The organism is Serratia sp. UGAL515B_01, assembly GCF_033095805.1.
In the GTDB taxonomy this organism is placed as follows: Bacteria; Pseudomonadota; Gammaproteobacteria; order Enterobacterales; family Enterobacteriaceae; genus Chania.
In genome coordinates this window covers 1,494,197-1,520,703 of sequence record NZ_CP109901.1, presented here as the reverse complement: position 1 = coordinate 1,520,703, position 26,507 = coordinate 1,494,197, and the positions used below count along the sequence as shown (strand labels likewise).

Annotated in this window: 24 protein-coding genes and 1 pseudogene; 6 read left to right on the top strand and 19 right to left on the bottom strand. The window is 45.8% G+C overall.

Features of this window, described 5'->3' with window-relative positions:
• Positions 1 to 34: 34 nt before the first annotated feature.
• The 8 genes and pseudogenes from OK023_RS07030 to OK023_RS06995 all read right to left on the bottom strand — a co-directional run bounded on the left by OK023_RS07030 (position 35) and on the right by OK023_RS06995 (position 7,723).
• Entirely contained in the window at positions 35 to 631 is a 597-nt protein-coding gene (locus tag OK023_RS07030; RefSeq protein WP_317696280.1) for a fimbrial protein, read from the bottom strand.
• A gap of 113 nt (positions 632 to 744) precedes the next feature.
• Positions 745 to 1,455: a molecular chaperone gene (locus OK023_RS07025; protein WP_317697550.1), complete on the bottom strand. Its 711-nt coding sequence runs from the start codon at positions 1,453 to 1,455 to the stop codon at positions 745 to 747.
• 17 nt (positions 1,456 to 1,472) lie between these two features.
• On the bottom strand, positions 1,473 to 3,956 hold the full coding sequence (locus OK023_RS07020) for a fimbria/pilus outer membrane usher protein (protein WP_317696277.1): 2,484 nt from the start codon (positions 3,954 to 3,956) through the stop codon (positions 1,473 to 1,475).
• A gap of 83 nt (positions 3,957 to 4,039) precedes the next feature.
• Complete coding sequence (locus OK023_RS07015) at positions 4,040 to 4,573, bottom strand: fimbrial protein (RefSeq protein ID WP_317696275.1); 534 nt, start codon at positions 4,571 to 4,573, stop codon at positions 4,040 to 4,042.
• Positions 4,574 to 4,655: 82 nt separating this feature from the next.
• Positions 4,656 to 5,201 carry a fimbrial protein gene (locus OK023_RS07010; RefSeq protein ID WP_317696273.1) on the bottom strand — a complete coding sequence of 182 codons (546 nt, stop codon included), beginning with the start codon at positions 5,199 to 5,201 and terminating at the stop codon, positions 4,656 to 4,658.
• A 711-nt stretch (positions 5,202 to 5,912) separates the two neighbouring features.
• Positions 5,913 to 6,317, bottom strand: a pseudogene (locus OK023_RS07005) (IS1 family transposase); the annotation flags it as partial.
• Positions 6,318 to 6,643: 326 nt separating this feature from the next.
• Entirely contained in the window at positions 6,644 to 7,300 is a 657-nt protein-coding gene (locus tag OK023_RS07000) for a fumarylacetoacetate hydrolase family protein (protein ID WP_317696270.1), read from the bottom strand.
• Between the two features lie 150 nt (positions 7,301 to 7,450).
• The gene (locus tag OK023_RS06995) at positions 7,451 to 7,723 is read right to left on the bottom strand and encodes a YcgL domain-containing protein (RefSeq protein ID WP_317696267.1); all 273 of its coding nucleotides are present in this window, start codon (positions 7,721 to 7,723) and stop codon (positions 7,451 to 7,453) included.
• 135 nt (positions 7,724 to 7,858) lie between these two features.
• Here OK023_RS06995 and minC point away from each other — a divergent pair, with 135 nt between their 5' ends.
• Genes minC through minE form a run of 3 tightly spaced genes read left to right on the top strand, consistent with a single transcriptional unit; the run spans position 7,859 to position 9,656 of the window.
• Positions 7,859 to 8,545: a septum site-determining protein MinC gene (gene minC, locus OK023_RS06990; protein ID WP_317696265.1), complete on the top strand. Its 687-nt coding sequence runs from the start codon at positions 7,859 to 7,861 to the stop codon at positions 8,543 to 8,545.
• Positions 8,546 to 8,570: 25 nt separating this feature from the next.
• The gene (gene minD / locus OK023_RS06985; RefSeq protein ID WP_317696263.1) at positions 8,571 to 9,383 is read left to right on the top strand and encodes a septum site-determining protein MinD; all 813 of its coding nucleotides are present in this window, start codon (positions 8,571 to 8,573) and stop codon (positions 9,381 to 9,383) included.
• A gap of 3 nt (positions 9,384 to 9,386) precedes the next feature.
• Positions 9,387 to 9,656, top strand: a complete 270-nt coding sequence (gene minE, locus OK023_RS06980; RefSeq protein WP_317696261.1) for a cell division topological specificity factor MinE — start codon at positions 9,387 to 9,389, stop codon at positions 9,654 to 9,656.
• 229 nt (positions 9,657 to 9,885) lie between these two features.
• Here the strand turns inward: minE and rnd are convergent, their stop codons facing one another.
• The 5 genes from rnd to OK023_RS06955 all read right to left on the bottom strand — a co-directional run bounded on the left by rnd (position 9,886) and on the right by OK023_RS06955 (position 16,371).
• Positions 9,886 to 11,007 (bottom strand): ribonuclease D, encoded by a 1,122-nt coding sequence (gene rnd / locus OK023_RS06975; RefSeq protein WP_317696259.1) that lies wholly within the window; start codon positions 11,005 to 11,007, stop codon positions 9,886 to 9,888.
• Between the two features lie 88 nt (positions 11,008 to 11,095).
• A complete protein-coding gene (gene fadD, locus OK023_RS06970) occupies positions 11,096 to 12,784 on the bottom strand; it encodes a long-chain-fatty-acid--CoA ligase FadD (RefSeq protein WP_317696256.1) in 1,689 nt (562 codons plus the stop codon).
• 211 nt (positions 12,785 to 12,995) lie between these two features.
• Positions 12,996 to 13,595, bottom strand: coding sequence for a Slp family lipoprotein (locus tag OK023_RS06965; RefSeq protein ID WP_317697547.1), 600 nt, complete (start codon positions 13,593 to 13,595; stop codon positions 12,996 to 12,998).
• 102 nt (positions 13,596 to 13,697) lie between these two features.
• The gene (gene tsaB / locus OK023_RS06960) at positions 13,698 to 14,399 is read right to left on the bottom strand and encodes a tRNA (adenosine(37)-N6)-threonylcarbamoyltransferase complex dimerization subunit type 1 TsaB (RefSeq protein WP_317696254.1); all 702 of its coding nucleotides are present in this window, start codon (positions 14,397 to 14,399) and stop codon (positions 13,698 to 13,700) included.
• Positions 14,400 to 14,469: 70 nt separating this feature from the next.
• A complete protein-coding gene (locus tag OK023_RS06955; protein WP_317696252.1) occupies positions 14,470 to 16,371 on the bottom strand; it encodes an ATP-dependent DNA helicase in 1,902 nt (633 codons plus the stop codon).
• Between the two features lie 134 nt (positions 16,372 to 16,505).
• Here OK023_RS06955 and OK023_RS06950 point away from each other — a divergent pair, with 134 nt between their 5' ends.
• Positions 16,506 to 16,850, top strand: coding sequence for a RidA family protein (locus tag OK023_RS06950; RefSeq protein ID WP_317696250.1), 345 nt, complete (start codon positions 16,506 to 16,508; stop codon positions 16,848 to 16,850).
• A gap of 205 nt (positions 16,851 to 17,055) precedes the next feature.
• On the opposite strand, the gene mdtI is transcribed toward OK023_RS06950, so the two are convergent.
• The 4 genes from mdtI to zwf form a co-directional block, all read right to left on the bottom strand.
• A complete protein-coding gene (gene mdtI, locus OK023_RS06945) occupies positions 17,056 to 17,385 on the bottom strand; it encodes a multidrug/spermidine efflux SMR transporter subunit MdtI (RefSeq protein ID WP_317696248.1) in 330 nt (109 codons plus the stop codon).
• Complete coding sequence (gene mdtJ, locus OK023_RS06940; RefSeq protein ID WP_317696246.1) at positions 17,372 to 17,740, bottom strand: multidrug/spermidine efflux SMR transporter subunit MdtJ; 369 nt, start codon at positions 17,738 to 17,740, stop codon at positions 17,372 to 17,374. Before mdtJ ends, mdtI begins: the two co-directional genes overlap by 14 nt.
• A 707-nt stretch (positions 17,741 to 18,447) precedes the next feature.
• Positions 18,448 to 19,089, bottom strand: coding sequence for a bifunctional 4-hydroxy-2-oxoglutarate aldolase/2-dehydro-3-deoxy-phosphogluconate aldolase (locus OK023_RS06935; protein WP_317696244.1), 642 nt, complete (start codon positions 19,087 to 19,089; stop codon positions 18,448 to 18,450).
• Between the two features lie 168 nt (positions 19,090 to 19,257).
• Positions 19,258 to 20,733: a glucose-6-phosphate dehydrogenase gene (gene zwf / locus OK023_RS06930; protein WP_317696242.1), complete on the bottom strand. Its 1,476-nt coding sequence runs from the start codon at positions 20,731 to 20,733 to the stop codon at positions 19,258 to 19,260.
• 420 nt (positions 20,734 to 21,153) lie between these two features.
• On the opposite strand from zwf, the gene OK023_RS06925 reads away from it, so the two are divergent.
• Both OK023_RS06925 and pyk read left to right on the top strand, forming a co-directional pair.
• Positions 21,154 to 22,020 carry a MurR/RpiR family transcriptional regulator gene (locus OK023_RS06925; protein WP_317697545.1) on the top strand — a complete coding sequence of 289 codons (867 nt, stop codon included), beginning with the start codon at positions 21,154 to 21,156 and terminating at the stop codon, positions 22,018 to 22,020.
• 193 nt (positions 22,021 to 22,213) lie between these two features.
• Positions 22,214 to 23,656, top strand: coding sequence for a pyruvate kinase (gene pyk, locus OK023_RS06920; RefSeq protein WP_317696240.1), 1,443 nt, complete (start codon positions 22,214 to 22,216; stop codon positions 23,654 to 23,656).
• 305 nt (positions 23,657 to 23,961) lie between these two features.
• Here the strand turns inward: pyk and lpxM are convergent, their stop codons facing one another.
• Entirely contained in the window at positions 23,962 to 24,930 is a 969-nt protein-coding gene (gene lpxM / locus OK023_RS06915) for a lauroyl-Kdo(2)-lipid IV(A) myristoyltransferase (protein ID WP_317696237.1), read from the bottom strand.
• Positions 24,931 to 25,161: 231 nt separating this feature from the next.
• The gene (mepM, locus tag OK023_RS06910; protein ID WP_317696235.1) at positions 25,162 to 26,490 is read right to left on the bottom strand and encodes a murein DD-endopeptidase MepM; all 1,329 of its coding nucleotides are present in this window, start codon (positions 26,488 to 26,490) and stop codon (positions 25,162 to 25,164) included.
• Positions 26,491 to 26,507: the final 17 nt, after the last annotated feature.

The following is a 26,507-nucleotide window of genomic DNA, read 5'->3' as shown; positions in this document are numbered from 1 at the left end:
ATCCCTATTACTGACTTATTTTTAACCAAAACATTTAGAGATATTCCAACTTGAAATTGATCAATGTCGAAAACGTTCCTGGACTAAGTTCGCCTATACCTTTTTCCAGTTGAGCGTAAAAAACCAGATTATTATCACCCTGGTCGAGTATTAACGGGTTGCTAAGCACTCCCGGATAAATTTGCCGCTGTTTACGATCGGAAAGACGTAGCGCAATTCCTTGTGCCGTTCCTCGCAGCCGAAATAGTTGCCCTCCTCCACTTAGTTTTTCACCGATAAATGAAATAAATACCACAGGCTGGTCTGGAATATAAATTTCAGTACCCCCTTGCTGATTATCATGCACGTCGGGAGTACTGCGACCACAATCGAGCAACTTAAGGCGAAATGCGATAGGAGGCGTTCTTGTTCCTGAATGTTTAATCCTGTAACTAGGAACATCCCCTAACTCGACAGTTTGTTCTTCCGACTCCATCGCCAATACACAAGATGAAAGCATCGTTTCCCCGATAATTCGCAGTTCCCCATGCATACCATCAACATTCCAACTACTGGTTTGCCTAGCAGAGACTGCTCCCATAATAAACAGCAATGCCACAAGAAATACGCTACGATAGAAAGATACCATCATTTATCTCACACTCTTTTTTATATTCCGAGACAGCAGCCTGTACTCCCCCTGCCAGTGAACTAACCCAACTCTCCGTTACCGTCTGCCTGTAAACTTGAAGTAACCTGGGTATATCAAGATTTGATTGTCTGGCAACGTTCCCCTTGACAATTAAACGTGAGTTCTGGTCGACCGCCATAGTCATTGATATATGTCAGCACGGGTGTTTGCAAGGACGGCGTCTTCACACTTTCTGCAGATTTGGGGGCTATCATTACAGGCTCAATATTTGAGTTTGGTTTTCCCTTTTCAGTCAGATCAATCACCGTGATAAAATACGGTGTCGGATTTTCGATACGGTATCCCGTCGCAGTTTTAATCAATTGCAACTGCTCCTGCCAAACTGCACCACGTTCAGGTGTGATTGCTGCGGGGCGATAGAACAGTTTGATTTTGGTTTGCAAAGCAATCTGCATTACATTTGGTTTTTCACTCCGTGGTGGGATCTCTCGCAAATTGAAATAAAAGAGTGACTCGCGATCCTGCGGCAAAGACGATGCAGCCGGTAGACTGGTGATTCTAAGAATGCTTTTAGCACCAGCCTCAAGCCTTTGTACTGGCGGCACAACCACTAATGGCCCAGTAATTTTTTTATTTTCTGCATCTTCTATCCATGCCTGAGCAAGATAAGGTTGTTGCTTATTCTCGTTGGTAATATTCAGACTGACCGACTTGACTTCACCATCATAAATAACTCGCGTACGATCAAGCGCTATCGCGGCTTCTACTGCATGCGCGCTAAAAAATAATGTGAAACCGAGAGTCAAAGCTCTTATTTTTTGCATAACTCTTTTCCCGTTGATTAGTTTATTGGGTGGCAAGGCAATAACAACTGTGCGGATGGAGGTAGTGATTTTGGTATTTCCACATAGCACTGTCTCTGACCATTCCAAACTACATCCAATTGCTCCCCAAGGTTGATCCCGCTCAAATATGCTAATCCACCATCACTTAATATCGATAACTCTTGACCTTTACGATTCATCACACTGGCACCAAACGGTGGATGACCGCCATTAGAAAGCGTCAGAATGGCAAGCGCTTTTGATCCTTTCAGCAAGAAAAACTGGCGATATCCTATTGCCCCCTCTGTCAGAGATGATTCCACCACTGATTTACTGGCCTCAACGTCTTCATCTAACTGATTAACATCAATGCTTGTACTCGTCAGATAATAACTGCTCATGTCAGTCACGACACCAATACCCCATCTGTTAGTGCGCACTCGTCCCCCTTCAATAGGCACATTCCCTATCCCACTGGTATCAACCAACAGGCGTGTATTACCATTACCTCCACCCGGATGCAGTGCGGCCCCTTTAGCAGTGACCGTCACACCTCCCTGTAGGGAGAGTCCAAGGGAAGTAAAACTGTTTTGCTCATAGGAGGCATTAACATTCATATCCGAAACATCGCCACGATGGCTAAAATAGCCGCTCACTTGACTGCTTGTGCTATCTCCGCGGCCGCTTGAAGCACCGCCAGTAAGGCGGTAACTGTTTCTGTTATCTATACGCCTGTAATAGCCTAAAGTCTGACTATAGCGACTGTCGTTACTCTGACCGCTATAACTAAGTGTTCCGTTTCCAATTGGAACACTCATGCTGAGGAACAACGTATCATTATTCTGACCGTTAAATTTACTGCGGGTAGCAGAAATATTCAGTGAAAGGTTTTTTACCCATGATAAATCGAAGTAATGGCTCAATGAGATATTATAACGATCGTTATAAGGCTGATCCCAATAGGTTTGGTGACTATAGGAAAGATAAGCAGTAACCCTAGCATACTCGAAACTCTTATTTGCCGTAATGGTATAGAGTTCTTTATCCTGACCTACGCTAGCTTCATGATAACGTGCATCGAGATATTGCCCCATCGACATAAATTCACGTTCGGAGAAACGATATCCCGCAAACGTCACTTCACCGTTAATCTCATCAAAACGCTTCGAGTAACTTAGACGCCAAGATTTACCCGCACGGCTATCTTGACCAGGAATATGAGCCCAAGATTGAGTAACATCTGCAGAAACGGCACCAAATTTAAACAGATCCCGCCCTATACCTATCGCCAACGCATTATAATCCCCTGCGAGCGTCCCACCACCGTAAAGCGACCAGCTATTAGCCACGCCCCAAGAGAAATCGCCATTAGCAAACATCGGGCCTTCTATACCGTGATCATAAGTGGACGATCGCCCAAAAGATGTATTGTAACGAACCTGACCAGGACGGGTCAGATAAGGAATGGTTGCAGTATCCACTTGGAAAGATTGCGTACGGCCATCCTGTTCCTCCACTCGTACATCCAGCCTGCCATTCACCGCACTGCTCAACGACTGGATACGGAATGGCCCAGAAGCTACGGTAGTTTCATACAATATGCGCCCCTGTTGAGAGATAACCACTTTGGCATTAGTCCGTGCAATACCATTCACTTCTGGTGCATACCCTCGTAAAGAGGGAGGCAACATTCGTTCATCAGAAGAAAGGTTCACGCCAGTGTAACGCCAGCTATCAAACAGGTTAGAATTGATAAAATTCTCTCCTATCGTCAAAGTCGCCCTCATCTGTGGCAATGCACGGAAAGCGTACATTCGACTCCAAGCAAAATTTCGCTGGCTGTCTTGCCCTTGCTGACCGGAGGTATAACTTCCCTGGTAATCGCCGCGTAACCGCCAAGAACCTATATTGGCCCCCGTAGTACCGCTGATGCTGGCATTCTTTGCCTGCTGATTATTATCCCGCTGCCAAGTCACAACAGTATTGACGTTATAATCAAGTAACAACCCAGGAATACCATTATCCCACTGTGATGCAGAGACCCAGTTTGGATCAGTGTATTCTAACCAAGCTTGAGGTATAGAAACATTCAGAGAAGCCTTACCCAAATCACCAGTTACTGTAGTTCCTGACAAACCAGAAAAATCAGCACAAGCGTTATCATGCCAGTAAGTGATTTTTTCTTGAGCAGAGAGTGTCAATCCCAATAGCGCAACCACCTCTGGTGTGATGCAAGCCTCTGTGCTCTCGTTTTTTTTATCACGAATATAAAAGGGAATTGTTAAATCTGATAGTTGGCGATTGTTAACCATCAGTGTTAGTGGATAATCGCCCGGCAATATGTAATTAGCTGTTGCAAAACGTGAAAAATCAATATTTTCTTTATCTTCAGCATCAAGAATATCAATATTAAACTCAACAGAGTAGGCGAGTTTCCCTATACCAAACAAAGCGAATAAAATGGCGATACTGAGACTATGTGGTTTTAGTTTTAGCTTCATACGATTTTATCCACTACACCCTTAATTTCGCCTATACTCGGATCTATTCCATTAATTAACATTACGTATGAAACGAACTACGTCTAAAGATACTCCAGCATAAAACGGACATTCGCTTGGAAAGTACCTGTCTTAATTTGATGTCTAATCTTGCTGAGGTGCAGTGAGTACTTCAAAACCATATCCCCAGGAGAAAGGCCAATTTCTGATTGAGCGACACCAGGAATAACATCTTTACCTAGCGCATCTTTAATTACTAATCCCACGCCTTGAGCATCTCCTTGAGTAACAATGGACATCCCATCATCTGAGCGTACTCCATCAAAGGTAACTCTGACCCCCTGAAAACCTCTCTGATAGCTTGGAGTCAATTCACAGTTCGTCAGGCGAATATTGAACTCCACCTCAGAGCTGTATCCCTCTTTTTCAATATTTTTAATGGGTATAGCACCCAGATTGACTGACTGAAAAGCGCTGCCAGCCTCTATAGCACAAGCAGAGGCAATAATGTCCCCACTCATATGAACCCTGCCTTCTCCAAATACCTTACCCTCTACCTCCGTAATGGTTAATGTATAAGAGAGAAAAATAATCGATAGCACAATAAACCGTCTCATTTGTCATCCTTTACATGTAAACAAACAGACGTAATAAAAGTAGGTATGCGGAAAATACCGCATACCCTTCAGCCTTTATCGATTATTCATAATCGATAGTAAAGTCTGCCACACTAGAATATTCTCCAGGAACAACAGCCGAAGAAGCTGCCAACCCTTGTAAGTAAGCAGAGAAATTCAAGGTATTATCGCCGTCAATTAACTTACGCAGAGCAGTTTTCTTTCCAAGAACAATTTGATTGCTACTACCATCTGTAACTGCTACGCCAGCACCTTTAGCTGTACCTGTAATACCCAGCAGGTTAGCATCAGCGCCAGTATTACCCGCAGTTGAACCACCAAAGGTGATTGATACAGTTTTGCCCAACGCACCAACCTCACAATTAACCAATTGAATTTCAAAGTTTTTTGGCGATGAGGTACCTTGATTTGATAGTTGACTACTCGCTACCTGACCCAGCTCTACATTCTGCTCACTACCGTTGGCACCTGGAGCTATAGAACATGGCGCATCAAGAATATTGCCATGAAAAATAATTTTACCCACGCCGCCATCGGCTGCGTTAGCGCCAATCGATACCACTCCCATAGCCATAATCACTGCTAACATCAGCTTATTCATCTTCATATTTAGTCCCTATGATTCAAAATTTAAAAAGTTCTTCCACTTCTCTAATCATTAAAGAAGATTATTGAATTTAAAAAGGGTTTACCTCTCTTAATAAAAGCAGAAAAGCAGCAAAACCTCATTTTAACAACCCGTAGAGAATTCAAGTCGTTAACCCCACAGGATGCGAGAATAATACAAACGCAGATTAACTAAGGAAACCAACATTAACGTATGAAGAAAAAATAAAAATTTAAAACCGAAAAACCTAGGATTATTCTCATTTATTAAATTTGTAATATTTAATTAAAGACTAAAACTAGAATCAATAGCCAATAAAATTTATTTAATTCATCAACATGAATTGAAAACGCAGTTGGAAATATTTTAAAGAGAGAAAAACAGACGATTAAATGACCATGTTAAGTTATATTGAACAATCGAACATGCGGTTTTGTAGCACTGTCAGCAATCATTGATACCGTAAATCCTTTGAACATCTCATTTTAAAAATAATCAATAAGTCAAACGTATATACCCAAAATAATTCGAGTTATATGTAGGCGGCAAATCTGAGAGTCGCCAGGAGCATAGCTCACTATGTGACGGGTGCGAACGGACGAAGCCAACACCCATGCAACTTGAAGAATGAAGGGTATAAATGAAAGTTACTAAGACACAAGATATTAACTTTAAATATCCAGGTCATATATTCAATAAGTTGATACCGCATCAAGCGTAATACTCGCGTTCAATGAAAGTGCCGAGGATCCTGTCGTGCATTTCGGGGGATGTTGAATACCCCAGCGTCTTACGATTGAGGCGTTTCAGTCGGCTACGCAACGTCAGTATTTTCACTCAATACGCTGTGTATACAGTTTTCCAACAAGATGCTTTGCTAGTGGACGTACGTCGTTGTAAAACCCGTAGCCATCAGTGCACCAAAAGGCCATATTAAAATTAAATAGCAGTTTCAATAAGTTATATGGGGTTTTTCCTGCTTCGAGAACCAAAAACATGAGCGATAATCCGCTTCAAACGCGGCTCCCATGCGTACCACAGCCAGCACTGTCATTTCTTGTTGCCAATAAATAACCCTATCTCATCCACTTCGCAAATCCGTTGAATTTGCAGGCTACCCCCACGGCATATAGATAGGGAACATAAGCATTAACAATGTTAAATTAAACAACGGCAACTAGGCTGTGTCACTTAACTGTTCGTGGTGCCGTCGCAGACCCATTATCAATGGCGGAGGGAGAAGGGCAGAGTAGCCCTCTGTTCAAGCCCGACAACACAGAGAATGGGCTTTTGGGGCGCTGCCCTACGGGCTGACGCCATTGGCGTGCATTGCTGCGTTGTTCGCCGCTTATTGGGCCCCCCCAACCTCGCGGCTCACGCCTTGCTCTGCGAGCAAATGACCGCCAGCAGCGCTCGCGTGCAGTTAAGGGACACAGCCTAGGCTAAATTACGCGGGTACTGAGTGATTTATCATTAAGAGAGATTTTCAACATATCGCCAGAAACCATCGGGCCCACTCCCTGGGGTGTCCCCGTCAGGATGATGTCACCAGCACGTAGCGTGAAAAAGCGGCTCATATAGGCAATTAACGGTAAAATCGGAGCGATCATATCTCGCGTGTTACCTTGCTGGCGTAGTTCATCATTTACCATCAAAGATAGCTCGGCATTTTGTGGGTCACCAAACTCAGAAACAGGAATAAAGCCGGAGATTGGGCAAGAACCGTCGAATCCTTTGGCTTTCTCCCAAGGTTGCCCAGCTTTTTTGAAACCAGCTTGCAATTCACGCAAGGTTAAGTCCAGAGCAACACCATAACCCGCAATAGCTCGGGAAACACGATCTTCGTTTGCCTGTTTTAATGAAGTACCAATAAGAACAGCAAGCTCAACTTCATGATGGACCGCTCCCAAATTTTTTGGGATTGCTACTGGCTGACGGATATCACACAGCGCAGTTTCAGGTTTGATGAATAACACCGGTTCGGGTGACACTAGACTTCCCATCTCTTTAATATGGTCAGCGTAGTTACTGCCAACACAAACGACTTTACTCACTGGGAAATCAAGCAACGCACCTTGCCAATCTCTATGTTGATACATAACGCCCCTCTCACCATAGTTTAGACGCTTGGTAGACCAAGCCGTAATGCAAAAAGATGTCATTTCGGGAAATTGAAGATATCGTCCCTATTATTGATTGCGATACCTTCAAATGCCTTACTCACCATAGAACATTCAAAAAAGCAGAACTTATAGCCTTTCTCCTCCAAGATGCAGGTTTAATAAGTTTTCCACAGGCGGAGGAAACTGAAGGTAAAAACCGTCCTGTTTCAATGCCTCTTTCACTTTATCAATATCCGCAGAGGCCAACTTCTGGCGTCCATCAAGTGAAAGCATCATGGCAAACTGCGGCGTACCAAAGCTTTTCATTAGATCTTCAGGCACACGTGAAAAATCGTCTTTTTTTTCAACATAAAGATAAGTTTGATCACGTTTTGAACTTCTATAGATCACACAACGCATTTTTTTAACTCTATTTACTTAAGGCTGGTCTTGCCTGGATATAACTCTGACTATAACATGCCTATAGTGCTTCGGAATATCGCGCCCCGGGAGATATTTCGGGGATTTAAAGTTGCTGAGACTGGGTCAGGATAGATGTCACAATCGCCAATCGAGCTAAAAGGCAGCAGTTTTACCCTATCTGTTGTTCATTTATATAGTCCAAAACCCGAAGTAATACTTAAGGCACTTCAGGAGAAAGTTGAACAAGCTCCTGCTTTTCTTAAGAATGCCCCTGTTGTAATCAATGTTACAGCATTGGATAGTGATGTGAACTGGAAAGAGCTGCAACAGGCTGTCACTGCAGCAGGGTTACGTGTTGTCGGTGTCAGTGGCTGTAAAGACGAAAACCAAAAACGTGCTATCGCGAGTGCCGGTCTACCATTCCTTAATGAGGGCAAAGGCCGGAAAATGGCCGCTCAAGAACCAGAGCCAATCATAGATAATTCCCCAGCGAAAACACGCATCATTAGTTCCCCCGTCCGTTCTGGACAACAAATTTACGCCCGCAACTGCGATCTTATTGTCACCAGTAGCGTTAGCGCAGGTGCTGAGTTAATCGCCGATGGCAATATTCATATTTATGGCACTCTGCGTGGTAGAGCATTGGCTGGTGCCTCTGGGGATACCGGGTGTCATATTTTTTGTACACACCTAGGGGCTGAACTCGTCTCTATCGCTGGGCAGTACTGGCTCAGCGACCAAATCCCGTCAGACTTTTTCGGGCAGGCGGCGCGACTTAGCCTGTCAGATAATGTATTAACCATACAACCTTTAAATTAAGCCCTTTTGACAAGGAATACATTTCATGGCACGCATTATTGTTGTTACATCGGGTAAAGGAGGCGTTGGCAAGACCACATCAAGCGCAGCCATTGCTACCGGTCTAGCCCAAAAAGGTAAAAAAACCGTAGTGATCGACTTTGATATCGGCCTGCGTAACCTTGATCTCATAATGGGTTGCGAGCGCCGCGTAGTCTATGATTTTGTCAACGTTATTCAGGGTGATTCCACCTTGAATCAAGCTTTGATAAAAGATAAGCGTACCGAAAACCTCTACATCCTGCCCGCGTCACAAACGCGTGATAAAGATGCGCTAACCCGCGAAGGCGTTGAAAAAATCCTCAACGATCTGGATGAAATGGAATTCGAGTTTGTGATCTGTGATTCTCCTGCTGGTATTGAAACTGGCGCACTAATGGCATTGTACTTTGCTGATGAGGCGATCATTACCACTAACCCTGAGGTGTCCTCAGTCCGAGACTCCGATCGTATTCTAGGTATTCTGGCTTCAAAGTCACGTCGTGCTGAAAAAGGCGAGTCTCCTATCAAGGAGCACCTGCTGCTGACCCGTTATAATCCCGGCCGCGTTAGCCGTGGTGATATGCTGAGTATGGAAGACGTTCTGGAAATCCTTCGTATTCCACTGGTTGGCGTCATCCCTGAAGATCAATCGGTATTGCGAGCCTCTAACCAAGGCGAACCTGTTATTCTAGACACTGAGTCTGATGCCGGTAAGGCCTATGACGATACTGTTCACCGCCTGTTAGGTGAAGAACGCCCTTTCCGCTTCATCGAAGAAGAGAAAAAGGGCCTCCTGAAACGCCTTTTTGGGGGATAAACCATGGCCTTGTTAGACTTCTTTCTGTCCCGCAAAAAACCAACCGCGAGTGTTGCTAAAGAACGGCTACAAATTATCGTTGCCGAACGCCGTCGTCGGGATAATGAGCCTCATTATCTACCTGATTTAAAACGTGACATTCTGGCTGTAATTTGTAAATACATTCAGATAGACCCCGAAATGCTACACGTGCAGTTTGAGCAAAAAGAGGATGATATTTCAGTTCTTGAACTTAACGTGACCCTACCGGAATCTGAAGAAACTGATAAATGATCACGGCATCTTAAGTAACCCCTGTATATTTCATACAGGGGTTACTTACCGGGTGACAGAGTTATTCAAGTGATTAGCAGAAGGCAATAAAACGAATAGCTATCTAAAGATCATAACTAATGTTGTGCCCCCTTTCCTTTGATGTAATTTCTTACATTTACAATTTCTGGACTAGTTTCTAGCTAAAAATAGAAACAGTTTGCTCAGGTCGTCCCGTTTATGGCATGGGTTAATACTGCTTCAAGATAGCAAGCAAGGATTGCGCTAATAACTCTCCCCGCCAGCCGTTGATAAGTTCTGGCAGAGACTCATCCTCCCTCAATTTCCAGTGCCACTTTAACAACTGATTAATCTGTCGACGCGATGCCAACAGTTCACTACTTAAACCATGTTGTTCACTCACAAGGGTAATGGCTGCTTTAATTTCCTTGAATACCTGCTTATAACCGGGCTGATCGATCAGGTTGATAAGCGATTCAGGTAAAGCAGATTCATCAAGTTCATGGGTTTCAGCCACAAGCGTAATCAAAGTTTTACCATGATAGCGTATCTCTGAACCACTCAGCCCCAGCGAATCAAGCTCGCCGAGCGAAGTCGGCATATAACGAGCGACTGCCCACAGGTTCTCTTCACGCACAACAAAATTTACCGCCAGATCGCGTTCACGAGCCTGTTGCAAACGCCACTCTGCCAATTTCTGTAAGCAGGCCAGTTGGCGCGGACGTAATTGCCAAGCATTATTGATTTCACGGTAGGCAAGTTCGGGGGCCAAGATTTCGCTACGACGCTGACATAGCAACAGACATTCATCTTCTGCAGCTTTGGTGCAACCGGCATCTTCAGTTTCCTGTACCAATTTTTTTGCTATTGGTAATAGGTAAAACACATCTGCAGCGGCATAAATACACTGCCGTTCGGTCAGTGGCCGAGCTAACCAATCAGTACGTGATTCACTCTTATCCAGATCGACGTTCATGTACTCTGCCACCAGTTTGGCAAAGCCACAGGACAGTGTATGACCGTTGAATGCAGCTAAAATTTGAGTGTCTATCATCGGTTTCGGTAATATTTTGAATGCATTAAGGAAAACTTCCAGATCTTCACTGCCTGCATGTAGAAACTTCACCACTTCAGTATCAACCAGTAAATCGATAAAGGGTTGCCATTGTTTAATCGGTAACGGATCAATCAGAGAGAGTTGCTCACCATCATATAGCTGGATCAAGCCTAACTGTGGGTAGTAAGTACGGGTGCGGACAAACTCAGTGTCCAATGCAACCTGGGGATGGTTTCTTGCCTGCGTGCAAACCTGCTGCAATCCAGCATCGGTAGTGATCAACTGATAGTTCAAAACGTCATTCTCTCGGTCATTTATATAATTCAAACACAACAACGCCGGCATTCACCGGCGTTGCTGAAAAGGTGTTAGGACAACTAACCTAAGTAGCATCTACTGTCTTGGTCTCTTTATGTTCGTCCCTTAGTTCCCGTCGTAAAATTTTCCCGACGTTAGATTTTGGCAGTTCGTCACGGAACTCAATAATTTTGGGCACTTTATAGCTCGTCAAATGCCTACGACAGTGGGTAAGCAATTCTTCTTTGGTAAGCGATGTATCTTTCCTCACAACACAAATTTTAACTGCTTCACCCGAAGCCCCACTTGGAACACCGATTGCTGCACACTCAAGCACCTTCGAATGCTGACTTACGATGTCTTCGATCTCGTTCGGGTAAACATTAAATCCAGAAACCAAGATCATATCTTTTTTACGATCAATGACACGAATAAACCCTTCATCATCTACTGTAACAACATCACCAGTTGCCAGCCAGCCTTCTTGCAACACTTCCTCTGTTGCATCAGGGCGTTGCCAATAGCCTAACATAACTTGCGGCCCTTTGACCCAAAGTTCACCCGGCTCCCCCCGCGCCACATCTTTGCCATCATCACCTATCAGACGAATGTCAGTTGAAGGAACAGGCAGGCCGATGCTGCCACTGTAATGCTTTAAATCATGAGGATTACCAGACACCAGTGGCGAACACTCGGTCAAGCCATAACCCTCCAACAAATGCCTACCTGTGAGCTTTTCCCACCTTTCGGCGACAGCTTTCTGTACTGCCATCCCTCCACCGACAGACAAACGCAAAGAGGAAAAATCCAGCTTCTGGAAATCTTCGTTGTTCAATAATGCATTAAATAGAGTGTTAACCCCCGTCATAGCGGTGAACGGGTATTTTGCCAGCTCTTTCACCATTCCTGGAATGTCTCGTGGATTAGTGATCAGTAAACTTCGTCCTCCCAGTTCAATAAACAGCAAGCAGTTTACCGTCAGTGCAAAGATGTGATAAAGAGGCAGAGCCGTTACCACCACCTCTTGCCCATCTCGCAGTAAAGGTGCATAGGCTGCCTTGGCTTGGGCTAGGTTGGCCAGCATGTTCCGGTGAGTCAGCATCGCCCCTTTAGCGACACCGGTAGTCCCCCCCGTATACTGAAGGAAAGCCAGATCCGAGTTGATAACATCGGGTTTAACGTATTGCAAACGACGACCACGTTGTATAACGCTACGGAAGGAGATGGCATCAGGGAGGTGGTATTTGGGTACCAGTCGTTTGATGTACTTCACAACAAAGTTAACCAGTGTCCCTTTGGCCGCTGAAAGCTGATCGCCCATACGAGTTAGAATGACGTGCTTCACTTGCGTTCTAAACACCACTTTTTCTAAAGTATGGGCGAAGTTTGAAACGATGACAATCGCACTGGCGCCGCTGTCGATTAGCTGGTGCTCTAACTCTCGTGGTGTATAAAGCGGGTTCACGTTAACCACCACCATACCTGCTCGCAGAATACCGAACAAAGCTATCGGATACTGCAACAGGTTTGGCATCATCAACGCAACACGGTCCCCCTTCTTCAAGGCAAGTTCATTTTGCAGGTAAGCGGCAAAAGCCCGGCTGCACTCTTCCAGCTTGCGGAAAGTCATCACCTCACCCATGTTGATAAAAGCAGGCTGGTCAGCATAGCGTAAGGCTGCGTTTTCGAAAACTTCGATCAAGGAGGAGTAGTGATCGGCATCAATTTCTGCCGGAACATCTGCGGGGTAACGTTTTAGCCAGACTTTTTCCAAGCAATTACTCCTGAAATCATTACTAATTTTCATCTCAACCCCCAAAATCACAACCTACTTTTAACAACATTTTAACTCAGCGTACCAGTTTGGGTTTTAAACAATATCCAGGTTGCGAAGTGCGTCACTAATTGCCAACTCATCTGCGCACTTAAAATGGATAAGGCGACTATTTAACCGCCCTAGTAAAATCTCCATTTACACGTGCAATTTACTGGGTAACGATGGTTTGTATTTGTGCAGGGGCCGGGTTATACCATCCTCCCCAACTCTGCCCCCAGGGGCCTCTGTGCGGCCCAGGCCCCCAGCCTGGTCCCCATGGCCCGATAGGCTGCGGTGGCATGATGATTTGCTGCGTAATGTGCCAACGTTTGAAACCATTGGCATCCATAGTGACAAACCGATAAGGCGTCATGCCAATCTTTCCTTCATGGATGCCAGTAATAGGCCCAACAACGGTAACCAACTGCCCTCTGAAATCGACTGGGTCAAGAAAACCATTAACCGTAGCCAGTATGCGCCCTTGAGATGGTGCTCCAAGAATAGGGCGAGCACCTGAATCCAATGGTACCGCTGCAATCTCCAATATCGTTCGGTCGCGTTCGTTAACCATCGCAGCAACCCTGCCACCAAAGCGCGCTTCAGCACCAGTAAACAAACTCGGGGCATTTTGCACAGAAGAAATATCGGTTACAGGTGTAGCACTCGTTCCCTGAATTACATCAGGAATAGTCACACAACCGGAGAGCACAAACACAGTGCCTGCGATTGCCAGCGTTAACAATTTTCTACTTAAAGTATGGGTTAACATCATCGCAATCTCCTGTAATAGCTATAACTTTGACCGCGTAACCCGATGCAAGTTGCAGGTGGCTGTTTTTCAGCCTTCCGGTGATACTATAATGATAGGTAATTATTCGCGTCCTGGCAGTTTCTTCCAAGTAACTTCATTGCGCAGATAGCTAGGTTCGGCATTTTCTACACTTACCGCCAAGCCTTGCTGCCAAGCTCGTAATGCCAGTGGCAGCATATCTTCTGCATGCGGTAATAACATTTTCCCATCAGTAACGTTCAAGGATGATCCTGTAACCAAATCTGGATAAGTCTGCCACCCCGTCCCAACGTAGGCCCAGCTACCTTGCAAACGATTTGCTCGTTCAAGCGCTTGCAGGGGAGACAGCACAGCTTCAGCTTCACTTTCCAGCCAGTAGCCATCTGCCTGCCGCTCAAATTGACCCCAGTAGACCTCACCCATTCTTGCATCGATTGCTGCAAGGACACGTTGTGCACCGTTCATTCGCCAAGCGCCTTGCGCCATAGTTTGCAGTGTAGAAATACCAAGCATCGGCAGATTGGCACCAAGTGCCAATCCTTGAGCAATTCCAATACCGATACGCACGCCGGTAAAACTGCCGGGGCCACGGCCAAACGCCAGCGCATCCAGTTGAGAAAGGGTTAATTCAGACTCAGCAAGCACCTGTTGTACCAATGGCAAAATGCGTTGGGTGTGCTCGCGTGGACATAACTCGAACAGGACGTGTGTTTCGCCTTGATTCCAAAGAGCAACAGAGCATGCTTCTGTCGCCGTATCGATCGCTAAAATTCGCGCGGACATGACAAACCTCAGGCGGGAAAATCGTGGTTTTATACAGGCCGCAAATTGTAGCACAGACCTATTACTACGCCTATCTAGCCTTAAGGAAAGCAATAGCCTGCGCAAGATCACGGGTGCGTGGCGTCGGTGGCAAACTGTTGAGGAATACTTCGCCATACGGCCGCATGACCAACCGATTATCACAAATGATCAGTACGCCACGATCTTCCGTATCGCGGATCAAACGACCAACCCCTTGTTTAAGCGTGATGACCGCATCGGGTAACTGGACATCATTGAATGGATCGCCACCTCGTAACCGGCAATCTTCAATACGAGCTTTTAATAATGGGTCATCGGGCGAGGTAAACGGCAGCTTATCAATAATGACACAAGAGAGCGCATCACCTCGAACATCTACGCCTTCCCAGAAACTGCTCGTAGCAACCAACAGTGCATTTCCGGCTTCAACAAACTGTGCCAAAAGTTGGCTTTTACTGGTTTCTCCTTGCAATAAGACCGGTAATGTAAGCGTAGCGCGAAACTCCTCGGCCAATTCGCGCATCATTTGGTGGGAAGTACAAAGAAAGAAACAACGCCCTTGATTAACTTCAATCAACGGACGCAGCATACGGGCCAGTTGACGGGCGCCTCCTGGCTGATTTGGCGAAGGCAAAAAGCGGGGAACACAAAGTAATGCCTGATTTGCGTAGTCGAAGGGACTAGGTAACAGCAAGATTTTAGCCTTGTTCAAACCCAAACGCTCAGTGAAGTGGCCCATTTGCTCATTAACAGAAAGCGTTGCCGAAGTAAAAATCCAGCTACCCGGTTTTTCATTAAGCATTTCACGAAAGCGATCGGCTACCGTAAGCGGTGTCAATGCCAGTACAAAGTGACGTGAATTGCATTCATACCAGTAACTAAAACCAGGTTCGTCAATCTCTTTCAAACGTTTGAGTCGGGCACGGTATAAAGTTACACGCTCAAAAGCCGCATCAAGCAGAGCCGAACGTCCAAGAGAAAGTTTAACCACGTCGTAACACAACTCCAACGCATCATCGAGCAATAGTAATGCACGCTTAACGGTTTGCTGGGCAAGCACCTCACGCAAGTTACCACGGAACCCCGGCTCCCCTAGTGCCAGACGAAAATCCTGCGCGCTCTGACTAAGGCGATCAGCACTTTTTTGTAGTTGTGCGGTATCACGAACCTCTGTGCGATAGGCAATAGTAATGTCTTTTGCCACATCCAGCAGTTGGCGACTGGTAAGTTGCTTACCAAAGTATTGGCTGGCAATATCCGGTATTTGGTGAGCCTCATCGAAGATCATTACATCTGCTTGTGGAATCAACTCAGCAAATCCCCCCTCCTTGACCACCATATCGGCCAAAAACAGGTGGTGATTTACTACCACTACGTCAGCATCCATTGCCCGGCGACGAGCTTTAACCACAAAACACTCTTTGTATAGCGGGCAATCACTGCCAAGACAGTTATCATTAGTGCTTGTTACCAAGGGCCAGACAAAGCTATCTTCCGCCACATCGCTACAGGAACTGACATCTCCCTCTTCAGTTTGAGATGACCAACTCCGCAAACGCACCAAGTCAATCAATGTCTGCCCAGCCAGTTCTCCACCGGCCATGGACTGCTGCTCCAAACGTTCCAAACACAGGTAATTAGAACGTCCTTTAAGCAGTGCCAGCTTGCCCGTATATCCTAAGGCGTTGGCAACGGTGGGGAGATCGCGTGCATAAAGTTGATCTTGTAATGCCTTAGAACCCGTAGAAATAATCACCTTGCGCTTAGAACGTAATGCAGGAGCAAGGTAAGCATAAGTCTTCCCAGTACCGGTTCCAGCCTCAACCACCAGCTCCTGCTTAAAATTAATAGCTTCTGTCACCGCATCAGCCATTAATCTTTGCGGTTCACGGGGTTTAAAACCATCAATTGCCTGCGCCAATGCGCCTTCTGGTGCGAAATCGTCTATCACTCTAGCTCTCTACCGGTATTATGCAGCAGTGATTATGCCAAGCCTGCATAGCCACTACCACCGACTTTATCGGCAACAACATCTTATAGAGGCTATGTTATCCTTTATGACATTGAAGACATGGAGATAAATAAATGAATATCGAACGAATTGATCCAGCACAGCGTTGGTCTGAAGCCGTGATCCACAATGAAATCATTTACTACACCAGCGTACCAGAAAACCTAGATGATGATGCAACTGCGCAAACGGCTAATGCTTTAGCCGCTATTGATGTATTGCTTGCCCGTGTTGGGTCAGATAAAAGCCGGATTTTAGACGCAACCATTTTTCTGGCAGATAGCGATGATTTTGCTGCAATGAATGCGGCATGGGACGCCTGGGTAGTCGCAGGCAATGCACCTGTACGTTGTACCGTTCAAGCTCGTCTGATGAACCCAAAATTCAAAGTTGAAATAAAGATTATTGCCGCTCTCTAAAAGGAAACCGCAGGCCATGACCTGCGGCTAAGGCTGCTAAAAAAGCCCATTATGAGGACGAGCGTGCCGATTGTGAGCATATCGTTCAGTCGGCCGGAGGGTCTGGCACAGGGATGTGCACCATAATAGCCCCTCAGTACACTAGACCTAGGTATCTCAGACTAGAAAGCAACTTTATCATCAACCTCGACCTGCGATTTTGCCTTTATGCCAGTTTGATAATTACCATTCCTGTCAGCAACAATACCAAACCAAACCAACCTTTCGCGTTCAACCGTTGGCCAAACAGTATCCAACCGGCAGCGATTGTGGCTGCAATACCAAAGCCTCCCCACAGCGCATATGCTACCGAAAGGTCGATCCCCTTCACGGCCTGTGCCAAGGCACTGAATGCAGCCAGTACCGACAGTAAAGAAAGCAACCCCAGCCATACCCTACTAAAACCATTAGACATTTTCAGGAAAATATTGGCGACTATCTCAAGTACGATGGCGAGTGCCAAAAAGCCGATGTGATACAACTCAAACTGTTGCATAGTTATCACCTCGCGGGGTTACCTGTTTTCGTGTTTTATGAGTACCTGATTTCACCAACAGTATCCCTACGAGCAGTATTATCAGCCCAAGTATTTTTAGTGCAGAAATCGGCTCATCGAATAGCATAACGCTGAACAGGGTAATAAACAGAATACCAATTCCCTCCCATAGCGCATAAGCAACCCCCAATGCCACGCGTTTTATCGCTACTGACAGCATGATATAAGAACCGGTAATCATCACATACATCACAATATGCCCAGTCATGCCGCCACTGATGCTGGCATATTTCATGGACAGAGTACCGATAATTTCAGCCACAATGGCAAAACCTAAAAAGATCCAATAAATCATTATTTTTCTCCCAAACGGTGAATATCACTCGCTAAGGCATATTTATCCCTATGTATCTCGTCAAACAGTCATACAGTGACACTTGAGATATAGAAATCCCTGGGGATAAACCTACCCAAACGTATTAGTCGTGTTTGTCCAGCAACGCCAAACGACGGTAAGTCAAACCTGTCATCGGCACCGGTTAAGGAAAAAAGCTATAGTTCGCTACACCAGTGATGCTCACTGGCAAGAATGGCTGAAAGGAAAAGTTGGCAAGTAGAGGTTCTGAGGGTAATTCCGTTAAGTATCATCATAATTATTCTATATCTTCAGCCGCACACCGTGCGATTTGCCCAATATCCTCATAAATGTAAAATTATCAACTGCATTACTTTTACCACAGCAAAAAAAAGAAAGCAAACCGGCGTTTTCGCAATAGGTGATAAAAAATGTATTATAAATAAGAGTGTTAATAATTTTAAAAATTAAAAAACAAAAAAACTTACGTTTTATCAGAAATATCGCCACAAACTCACAGCTCAAATCTAACCGCTATACGGATTAGCATTGTGTTATCAAAAGTGATTGCCGGTGATTCTTCCCATGATGTTGTTATCGACACATCGTTAAATAAAAACAACAAGACCAGGCTGCAAAATTGCAGAAATGACTGACAAAAAAATGCCAATCACCGTGGATTGGCACCAACAAAAACGCGATGTGGTTTACAGGTTTGCGCCCTTGACTGCTTCACGCGACAATTCAGTGATGCGTGCATAATCACCTTTTTCCAACGCATCTGCAGGGACTAACCACGAACCACCGATACATAGCACGCTTTTCAATGCCAAATAGTCACGATAGTTATTCGGTGTGATCCCCCCGGTTGGGCAGAAGCGAACTTGAGGGAAAGGCCCAGCAATCGCTTGCAATGCCTTTACGCCACCGTTGGCTTCAGCTGGGAAAAACTTAAACTCGCGCAAACCATGATCCATGCCTAACATCAGTTCAGAAACAGTACTGATACCTGGGATCAAGGGAATACTGCCTGCAGTCGCTGCTTGCAACAAATTGTCTGTCAAACCCGGGCTGATGGCAAACTGTGCCCCGCTCTCTGTCACTTCATGCAGTTGTTGTGAATTAATCACCGTTCCCGCACCAATAATAGCTTCAGGAACTTCCCTGGCGATCACACGAATTGCATCCATCGCGCAGGGCGTACGCAAAGTAACTTCCAGTACGCGTATGCCACCTGCGACCAGTGCTTTAGCCAACGGAACGGCATGTTCAAGTTTGTTGATCACAATCACCGGAACAACTGGGCCTGCCGTCAGGATCTGTTCAGCACTGGTTTTCCAGTTTTTCATCGTCATTATCTCCACTACTTTCGGTTTGTGTATGGCACGCCCCTGCCACAGGGCTCTGCATCTCTGCAGACTCCGATCGTACCGCCAGGTTAAAAGCCATCAGACAGGCTATTCCTGTCAAGACCAATATCTTCTCCCTCAGAAGAAAAAGAAGATGTGTACCAATTCTTATTCGAACTCATTCCAGGAACGGCCATCGCGGGTAATCATAGCAACGGAAGCAACAGGGCCCCAAGTTCCCGACTGATAAGGTTTAGGTGCTTCATTGTCTGCTTTCCACGCTTCCATAATAGAGTCTACCCACTTCCATGCCTCTTCTACTTCATCACGACGCACAAATAACGCTTGGATCCCACGCATGGTTTCTAAAAGCAGACGTTCATAAGCGTCTGCAACGTGTTCTTGGTTAAAGGTTTCGGAGAAACTCAGATCCAACTTGGTGGTTTGAAGGCGATGCTTGTGATCAAGACCAGGAACCTTATTAAGAACCTGAATATCAATCCCCTCATCTGGTTGCAGGCGAATCGTTAGTTTGTTCTGTGGCAGTTGTTGATATGAGTCTCGGAAAAGATTCAACGGTGGATTTTTAAAGTAGACTACGACTTCAGAACACTTGGTAGGTAAGCGCTTACCGGTCCGAAGGTAGAACGGCACACCAGCCCATTGCCAATTGTCAATATCAACACGAATGGAAACGAAAGTTTCTGTACTGCTGCTCTTATTAGCCCCTTCTTCTTCCAGATAGCCGGGGACTTTCTTACCCTGGACAAAACCTGCAGTGTACTGACCACGCACCGTGGTTTCGCGGACATTATTATGATCGATACGACGCAACGAGCGTAACACCTTAACCTTTTCGTCACGGATACGATCTGTAGTCAGATCTGCCGGTGGGGACATAGCAATCATGGTCAGGATCTGCAAAAGATGGTTTTGAATCATGTCCCGCATCTGGCCAGCCTGATCAAAGTATCCCCAACGACCTTCAATTCCCACCTCTTCCGCCACAGTGATTTGTACATGATCGATAGTACGATTATCCCAATTTGACGCGAACAATGAGTTGGCAAAACGCAGTGCTAACAGGTTAAGTACCGTCTCTTTACCCAGATAATGGTCGATACGATAAACCTGACATTCGTTAAAATACTCAGCCACTTGATCGTTAATAACACGAGAGGATGCCAGATCGGTGCCAAGCGGCTTTTCCATGACCACACGTGTCGGTTCTTTATTTAGTTTGGCCTCTCCGAGACCTTGGCAGATAGCGCCAAAAGTGCTTGGTGGCATAGCAAAATAGTTGATGGTGGTACGATTCTTCTGATCCAGCATCTTGCCAAGATGGGAGAAGTTCTTGCTGTCATTGACATCAAGATTGCAAAAATCCAGACGGGCACTCAACCTAGCCCACAGCTCGTCATTAATTTTTTCTTTGACAAACGTGTCAAGCGCCTCCTTAACTACCTTGATATAAGTTTCTCTATCCCACTCGGCACGACCTACGCCGATAATGCGGGTATTCGGGTGAATGTGACCGGCTTTCTCTAATTGATACAGGGAAGGCAGCAGTTTACGACGCGCCAAATCACCTTTAGCGCCGAAAATAACCAGGTCACATGCCTGGGCTGTAGAGGTTACTGCCATGTTCATCTCCTCGTTGCAGGATATTTGTAATTTTCTTACAACACTAATGTACTCTCTTTGACTACAGCCAGTAAACCCGGATCAAAAGCAGAAGAATAACTCTATGAACTGTCATGTTAAACCTCAATACCGTATTAAAGCCGTTGATAACGATGAGAACTGTAAGTTTCTCTCTTTTTTGATGTTCTTTTACCATTATGAAAGTTAGACACGGGTCATGTTCTGGTGAAAAAAACCAGCTTATTCCTTGTCAACACTGCCAACAGTTAGCGGCACGTAGTATATTTTCATGAAACTGGCATTGATTTCTCCTTTAGTTGAAATCGACTTACCCTATTGAGTTTCAAACTACAACACCATTATCCCAATTGGAGTAGTTTGATAAGTGATGGGTATAAAACCATGAGTGACTCTCGTTATATGAATACGCTGGAAAAAATCCAGGGCCATCTGGAGCTACTGAGCAAATCTGAAAGGAAAGTTGCTGAAGTGATCCTAGCCGCACCGCAAACCGCGATTCATTCCAGTATCGCCAAGCTGGCAAAAATGGCAGACGTCAGTGAGCCTACCGTCAACCGTTTTTGTCGCCGCCTTGATACCAAAGGGTTCCCTGACTTCAAACTCCACTTGGCTCAGAGCTTGGCAAACGGCACACCTTATGTGAACCGTAACGTTGAAGAAGACGACAGCGCCGATGCCTACACCAGTAAAATCTTTGAGTCAGTAATGGCTAGCCTTGATACAGTAAAAGCAAATCTTGATATTAGCGCTATCAATCGTGCGGTTGACCTGCTCACGCAGGCAAAAAAAATCTCTTTCTTTGGATTGGGTGCTTCGGCAGCCGTTGCCCACGATGCGATGAACAAATTCTTCCGTTTCAACATCCCCGTTGTCTATTTTGACGATATTGTCATGCAACGCATGGATTGCATGAACTCGTCGGAAGGTGACGTCGTGGTGTTGATTTCACATACTGGGCGCACCAAAAATCTAGTAGAAATGGCCCACCTGGCACGGGACAATGACGCGACCGTGATCGCCATAACCTCTCGTGACACCCCCTTAGCCAAAGAGGCCTCCCTCGCTCTGCTGCTCGATGTACCAGAAGATACTGACGTTTATATGCCGATGGTATCGCGTATCGCTCAGTTAACGCTCATCGATGTACTGGCAACTGGATTTACCTTGCGTAGAGGACCTAAATTCAGGGATAACTTGAAACGGGTCAAGGAAGCGTTGAAAGAATCGCGTTTTGATAAAGACGCGATCATTACCAACCGTTTTTAGCTCTTAATGAATTTAAAACCCGCTGTTCCTGTCTCGATTTGCTCAGCGGAATTATAGGTTGTACCGTGTTAGTACGCTCGTACAGATAACCCAAGTGAGATATCAATGAAATTCCATTGCTAAATACTCCCGGTTTTGTTATCTGACGTTATCGCAACGCCAATACTTGCTTTACCAGTCAACGGAGTAATACATGTCCAGACGGCTCAGAAGAACCAAAATCGTAACCACACTGGGTCCAGCTACTGACCGCGACAATAATCTGGAAAAGATCATTGCCGCTGGTGCAAACGTAGTTAGGCTTAACTTTTCCCATGGTAGTGCAGAAGATCACCTGCTCCGTGCAAACAAGGTGCGTGAGATTGCTGCAAAATTAGGGCGTCATGTCGCTATCCTGGGCGATCTTCAAGGGCCGAAAATCCGCGTATCCACCTTTAAGGAAGGAAAAATCTTCCTTAACGTTGGCGATAAATTCCTACTTGATGCCAATCTGTCAAAAGGTGAAGGCGATAAAGAAAAAGTAGGTATCGACTATAAAGGTCTGCCTAACGATGTGGTTCCTGGTGATGTGCTCTTACTAGATGATGGCCGCGTACAGTTGAAAGTACTCGAAGTTCAGGGCATGAAAGTGTTTACCGAGGTCACAGTAGGCGGTCCACTCTCGAATAATAAAGGCATCAACAAACTGGGTGGTGGGCTATCCGCTGAAGCGTTAACAGAAAAAGACAAGGCTGATATCATCACTGCTGCCAAGATTGGCGTCGATTATCTTGCCGTTTCGTTTCCACGCACCGGTGAAGACCTTAACTATGCGCGTCGTTTGGCACGTGATGCAGGTTGTAACGCTAAAATTGTATCAAAGGTGGAACGAGCTGAGGCCGTATCCAGCGACGAAGCCATGGATGATATCATCTTGGCCTCTGACGTTGTGATGGTTGCTCGCGGCGATTTGGGAGTAGAAATCGGCGACCCAGAATTGGTTGGCATCCAGAAGAAACTAATCCGTCGGGCTCGCACACTGAACCGTGCCGTGATCACTGCTACGCAAATGATGGAGTCGATGATCACCAACCCGATGCCAACTCGTGCAGAAGTTATGGACGTGGCAAACGCCGTGCTAGATGGAACAGATGCGGTAATGTTATCTGCCGAAACGGCTGCGGGTCAGTATCCTGCGGAAACAGTTGCCGCTATGGCTCGCGTCTGCTTGGGTGCAGAAAAAATACCAAGCATCAACGTTTCAAAGCACCGTTTGGAAGTACAATTCGACAATGTCGAAGAAGCGATTGCCATGTCGACAATGTATGCCGCTAACCATCTTAAAGGGGTTACCGCCATCATTGCAATGACCGAATCTGGACGCACCGCACTCATGATGTCACGCATCAGTTCAGGCTTACCTATTTTCGCTATGTCACGCCATGAACATACGCTAAACCTAACGGCACTTTATCGTGGTGTTACCCCGGTTTACTTCGGTAGTCATAGTGATGGCGTAGTCGCTGCCAATGATGCAGTTAGCCGGTTACGTGAGAAAGGTTACCTGGTTTCTGGCGATTTGGTGCTCGTCACTCAAGGTGACGTTATGGGCACTGTTGGTACCACCAATACCAGCCGTATCCTACGCGTAGAATAAGTGTATTCCAAGGTACTGAGGCCAGCCAGTTAATACTGACTGGCTTTTTCATTTTTATCTTGAGGGAACTTTTATGCTGCACCAACATCTGCATCATGATTCGCTGGATATTGGATCTGCGCACAAACTACTTGACCAGGCTTCCTCCCAGATACTCTGCAGCGACAAGATTTATGCTGGAATAGTCTGAACCATCGTTCACCCGTAATCGAACAATTGATCAGGCAAGGCTGTATGGTTCACTGCTAAAAGCAAAAAGCCGAGCAGCTATTCACCACTCGGCTCGACATAGAGTCTCATCACTCTTAGCGGTATAAATCATCCCGCATGTAAGGCTCCATCTCACCTGCTTTACGCGTTTTCAGCAGTTTCAAGATCCATGTGTATTGTTCAGGATTTGGACCAACCAGGTCTTCAACCTCTTCGTTCATACGACGTGCAATTCGCTGCTCATCGGCTTCAGCAAGGTCATCCATTGGTGCACAGATGGTAATATCAAGCATACTGGTTTTTCCATTATACACCGGAAATAACGGCACAATCGCCGCTTTGCAAACCTTCATCAGGCGACCAACGGCAGGGAGCGTAGCTTTGTATGTAGCAAAAAAATCCACAAACTCACTATGCTCTGCACCATGATCCTGATCTGGCAAATAGTAACCCCAATATCCCTGACGAACAGAGCTGATAAATGGTTTGATACCATCATTACGCGCATGCATCCTACCACCAAATTTGCGACGCACAGAATTCCACAAGTAGTCTACCAGTGGGTTACTTTGGTTATGGAACATAGCTGCCATAGGTTGCCCCTTTGCAGCCATTAGCATCGCAGGAACATCTACGGCCCAACCATGTGGCACTAAAAAAATCACATTGCGGCCTTCCTGACGAATTTTCTCCAGCACATCCTCACCATGCCAGCGAACACGTTTTAGCACTCTTTCTGGGTTGGTGCAGGCCAGTTCTGCCATCAGAACCATAGATTGTGGTGCGGTTGCGAACATTTCATCAATTATATGTTCACGTTCACTTTCGGGTAATTCAGGCAGGCAATAAAGTAGATTGATACGAGCACGGCGGCGAGCACCTTTGGCAACTTTGCCAGCAAACTTACCGATCGCCCCCAATATGGGATCGCGCATGGGCGCAGGGATCAGCGAAATAGCGGCCATTAGCCCAGTTCCCAACCAAACGCCCCAGTAGCGCGGATGATAGAAAGCCTTTTCAAATTGCGGGATGAACTCTACGTTCGATTTATTCTCTTTTTGCATGAACCAGCTCTTAACTAAACGCATCAGGTCAAAAGATACAACAATATACCCAGTATATTTCCAACCTACGACACGGTGGATCAGGTATATATATCAGCCTACAGATAACACAACAGTGGCACAGATCGTGACATGAAAGGGGCATTAATTACCTAATGTTCTCCATGTAAATGCCAATAAAAACATCGGCCCGAAATCAGGCCGATGGAAGTTCTTGCGTTGCAGGAATTATTAATCGATCTGTAGCTGTGGAACCACTTCTTTTACTTGTTCCAAATAATCACTTCGATCTTTACCACTCAAACCTTCAGAGCGTGGCAATTTTGCTGTTAACGGGTTCACCGCTTGCTGGTTAGTCCACAATTCATAATGTAGATGTGGCCCCGTTGAACGCCCAGTGTTACCAGAGAGTGCTATGCGATCACCACGTTTAACTTTTTGTCCGGGTTTGACCAGCAGTTTTTTCAGGTGCATATAGCGGGTAGTGTATTGGCGGCCATGACGTATCGCCACATAATTCCCCGCTGCACCGCTTCGCTTAGCAATAACAACTTCACCATCACCAACCGCCAGTACAGGCGTACCGGCAGGCATAGCAAAATCGACGCCTTTATGCGGGGCAATACGCCCGGTTACTGGGTTTACACGGCGTGGATTAAAATTGGATGAGATACGAAACTGTTTCATGGTCGGGAAGCGCATAAACCCGCGAGCTAATCCAGACCCCTGACGATCATAAAATTTGCCATCTTCGGCACGGATCGCATAATAGTCTTTGCCACTGCTGCGAAAATGTACACCTAACAGTTGGCTTTGTTCGCTCTTGCCATCGAACTCTTCGCGTGACATTAGCACAGCGAACTGATCGCCCTTACGCAATTTGCGAAAATCAAGTTGCCACTGTAATGCTTTAATTACCGCATTGATTTCAGCGCGGGTAAGACCGGCAGCATTGGCACTACTCACAAAACTGCCATTTAATTTGCCACTCAGTACAGTGTTGCGCCACTCTCCCTTTTGATTTTCCTTAGTTTCTTTAAAAGCATTACCCACGCGCTCATAAGTGCGCGTTTCACGCCTGGAAACCTCCCAGGTTAACTGTTGCAGATCGCCAGCAGCATTGAGTGTCCATGAAAGTTGCTGGCCAATCTTCAGGTTACGCAAATCGCGATACTGCGAAGCCAGTAACGAAACATCGGACATTTCTATACCATATTGGGTAAGAATGCTGCCTAGCGTATCGCCTGTGGAAACAACATATTCATGCACACCCTCATCACCTGAAACCTTCTGGTCAAGCTCATCCTGCGGGATCTCGTCATCGGGTATTGCCTGATCGGTATCGAGTGGTTCACTGGCTTCAGGCACTATTGAACGCAACTGATTGGACTCTAACTCAACAGTTTTAGTAATAGGACTATATTCTGATTCTGGGTGATAAACAGAAGGCCGCCAAACAGCAACGGCCAATGTCACGACTGTCAACGACCCCAGCATTACGCGATGGGGCCGAGGCAGATTGTTATACGCCAGAGTGATAGTTCGTACTATCTTCTGCACTCGATGTTATCCTCATA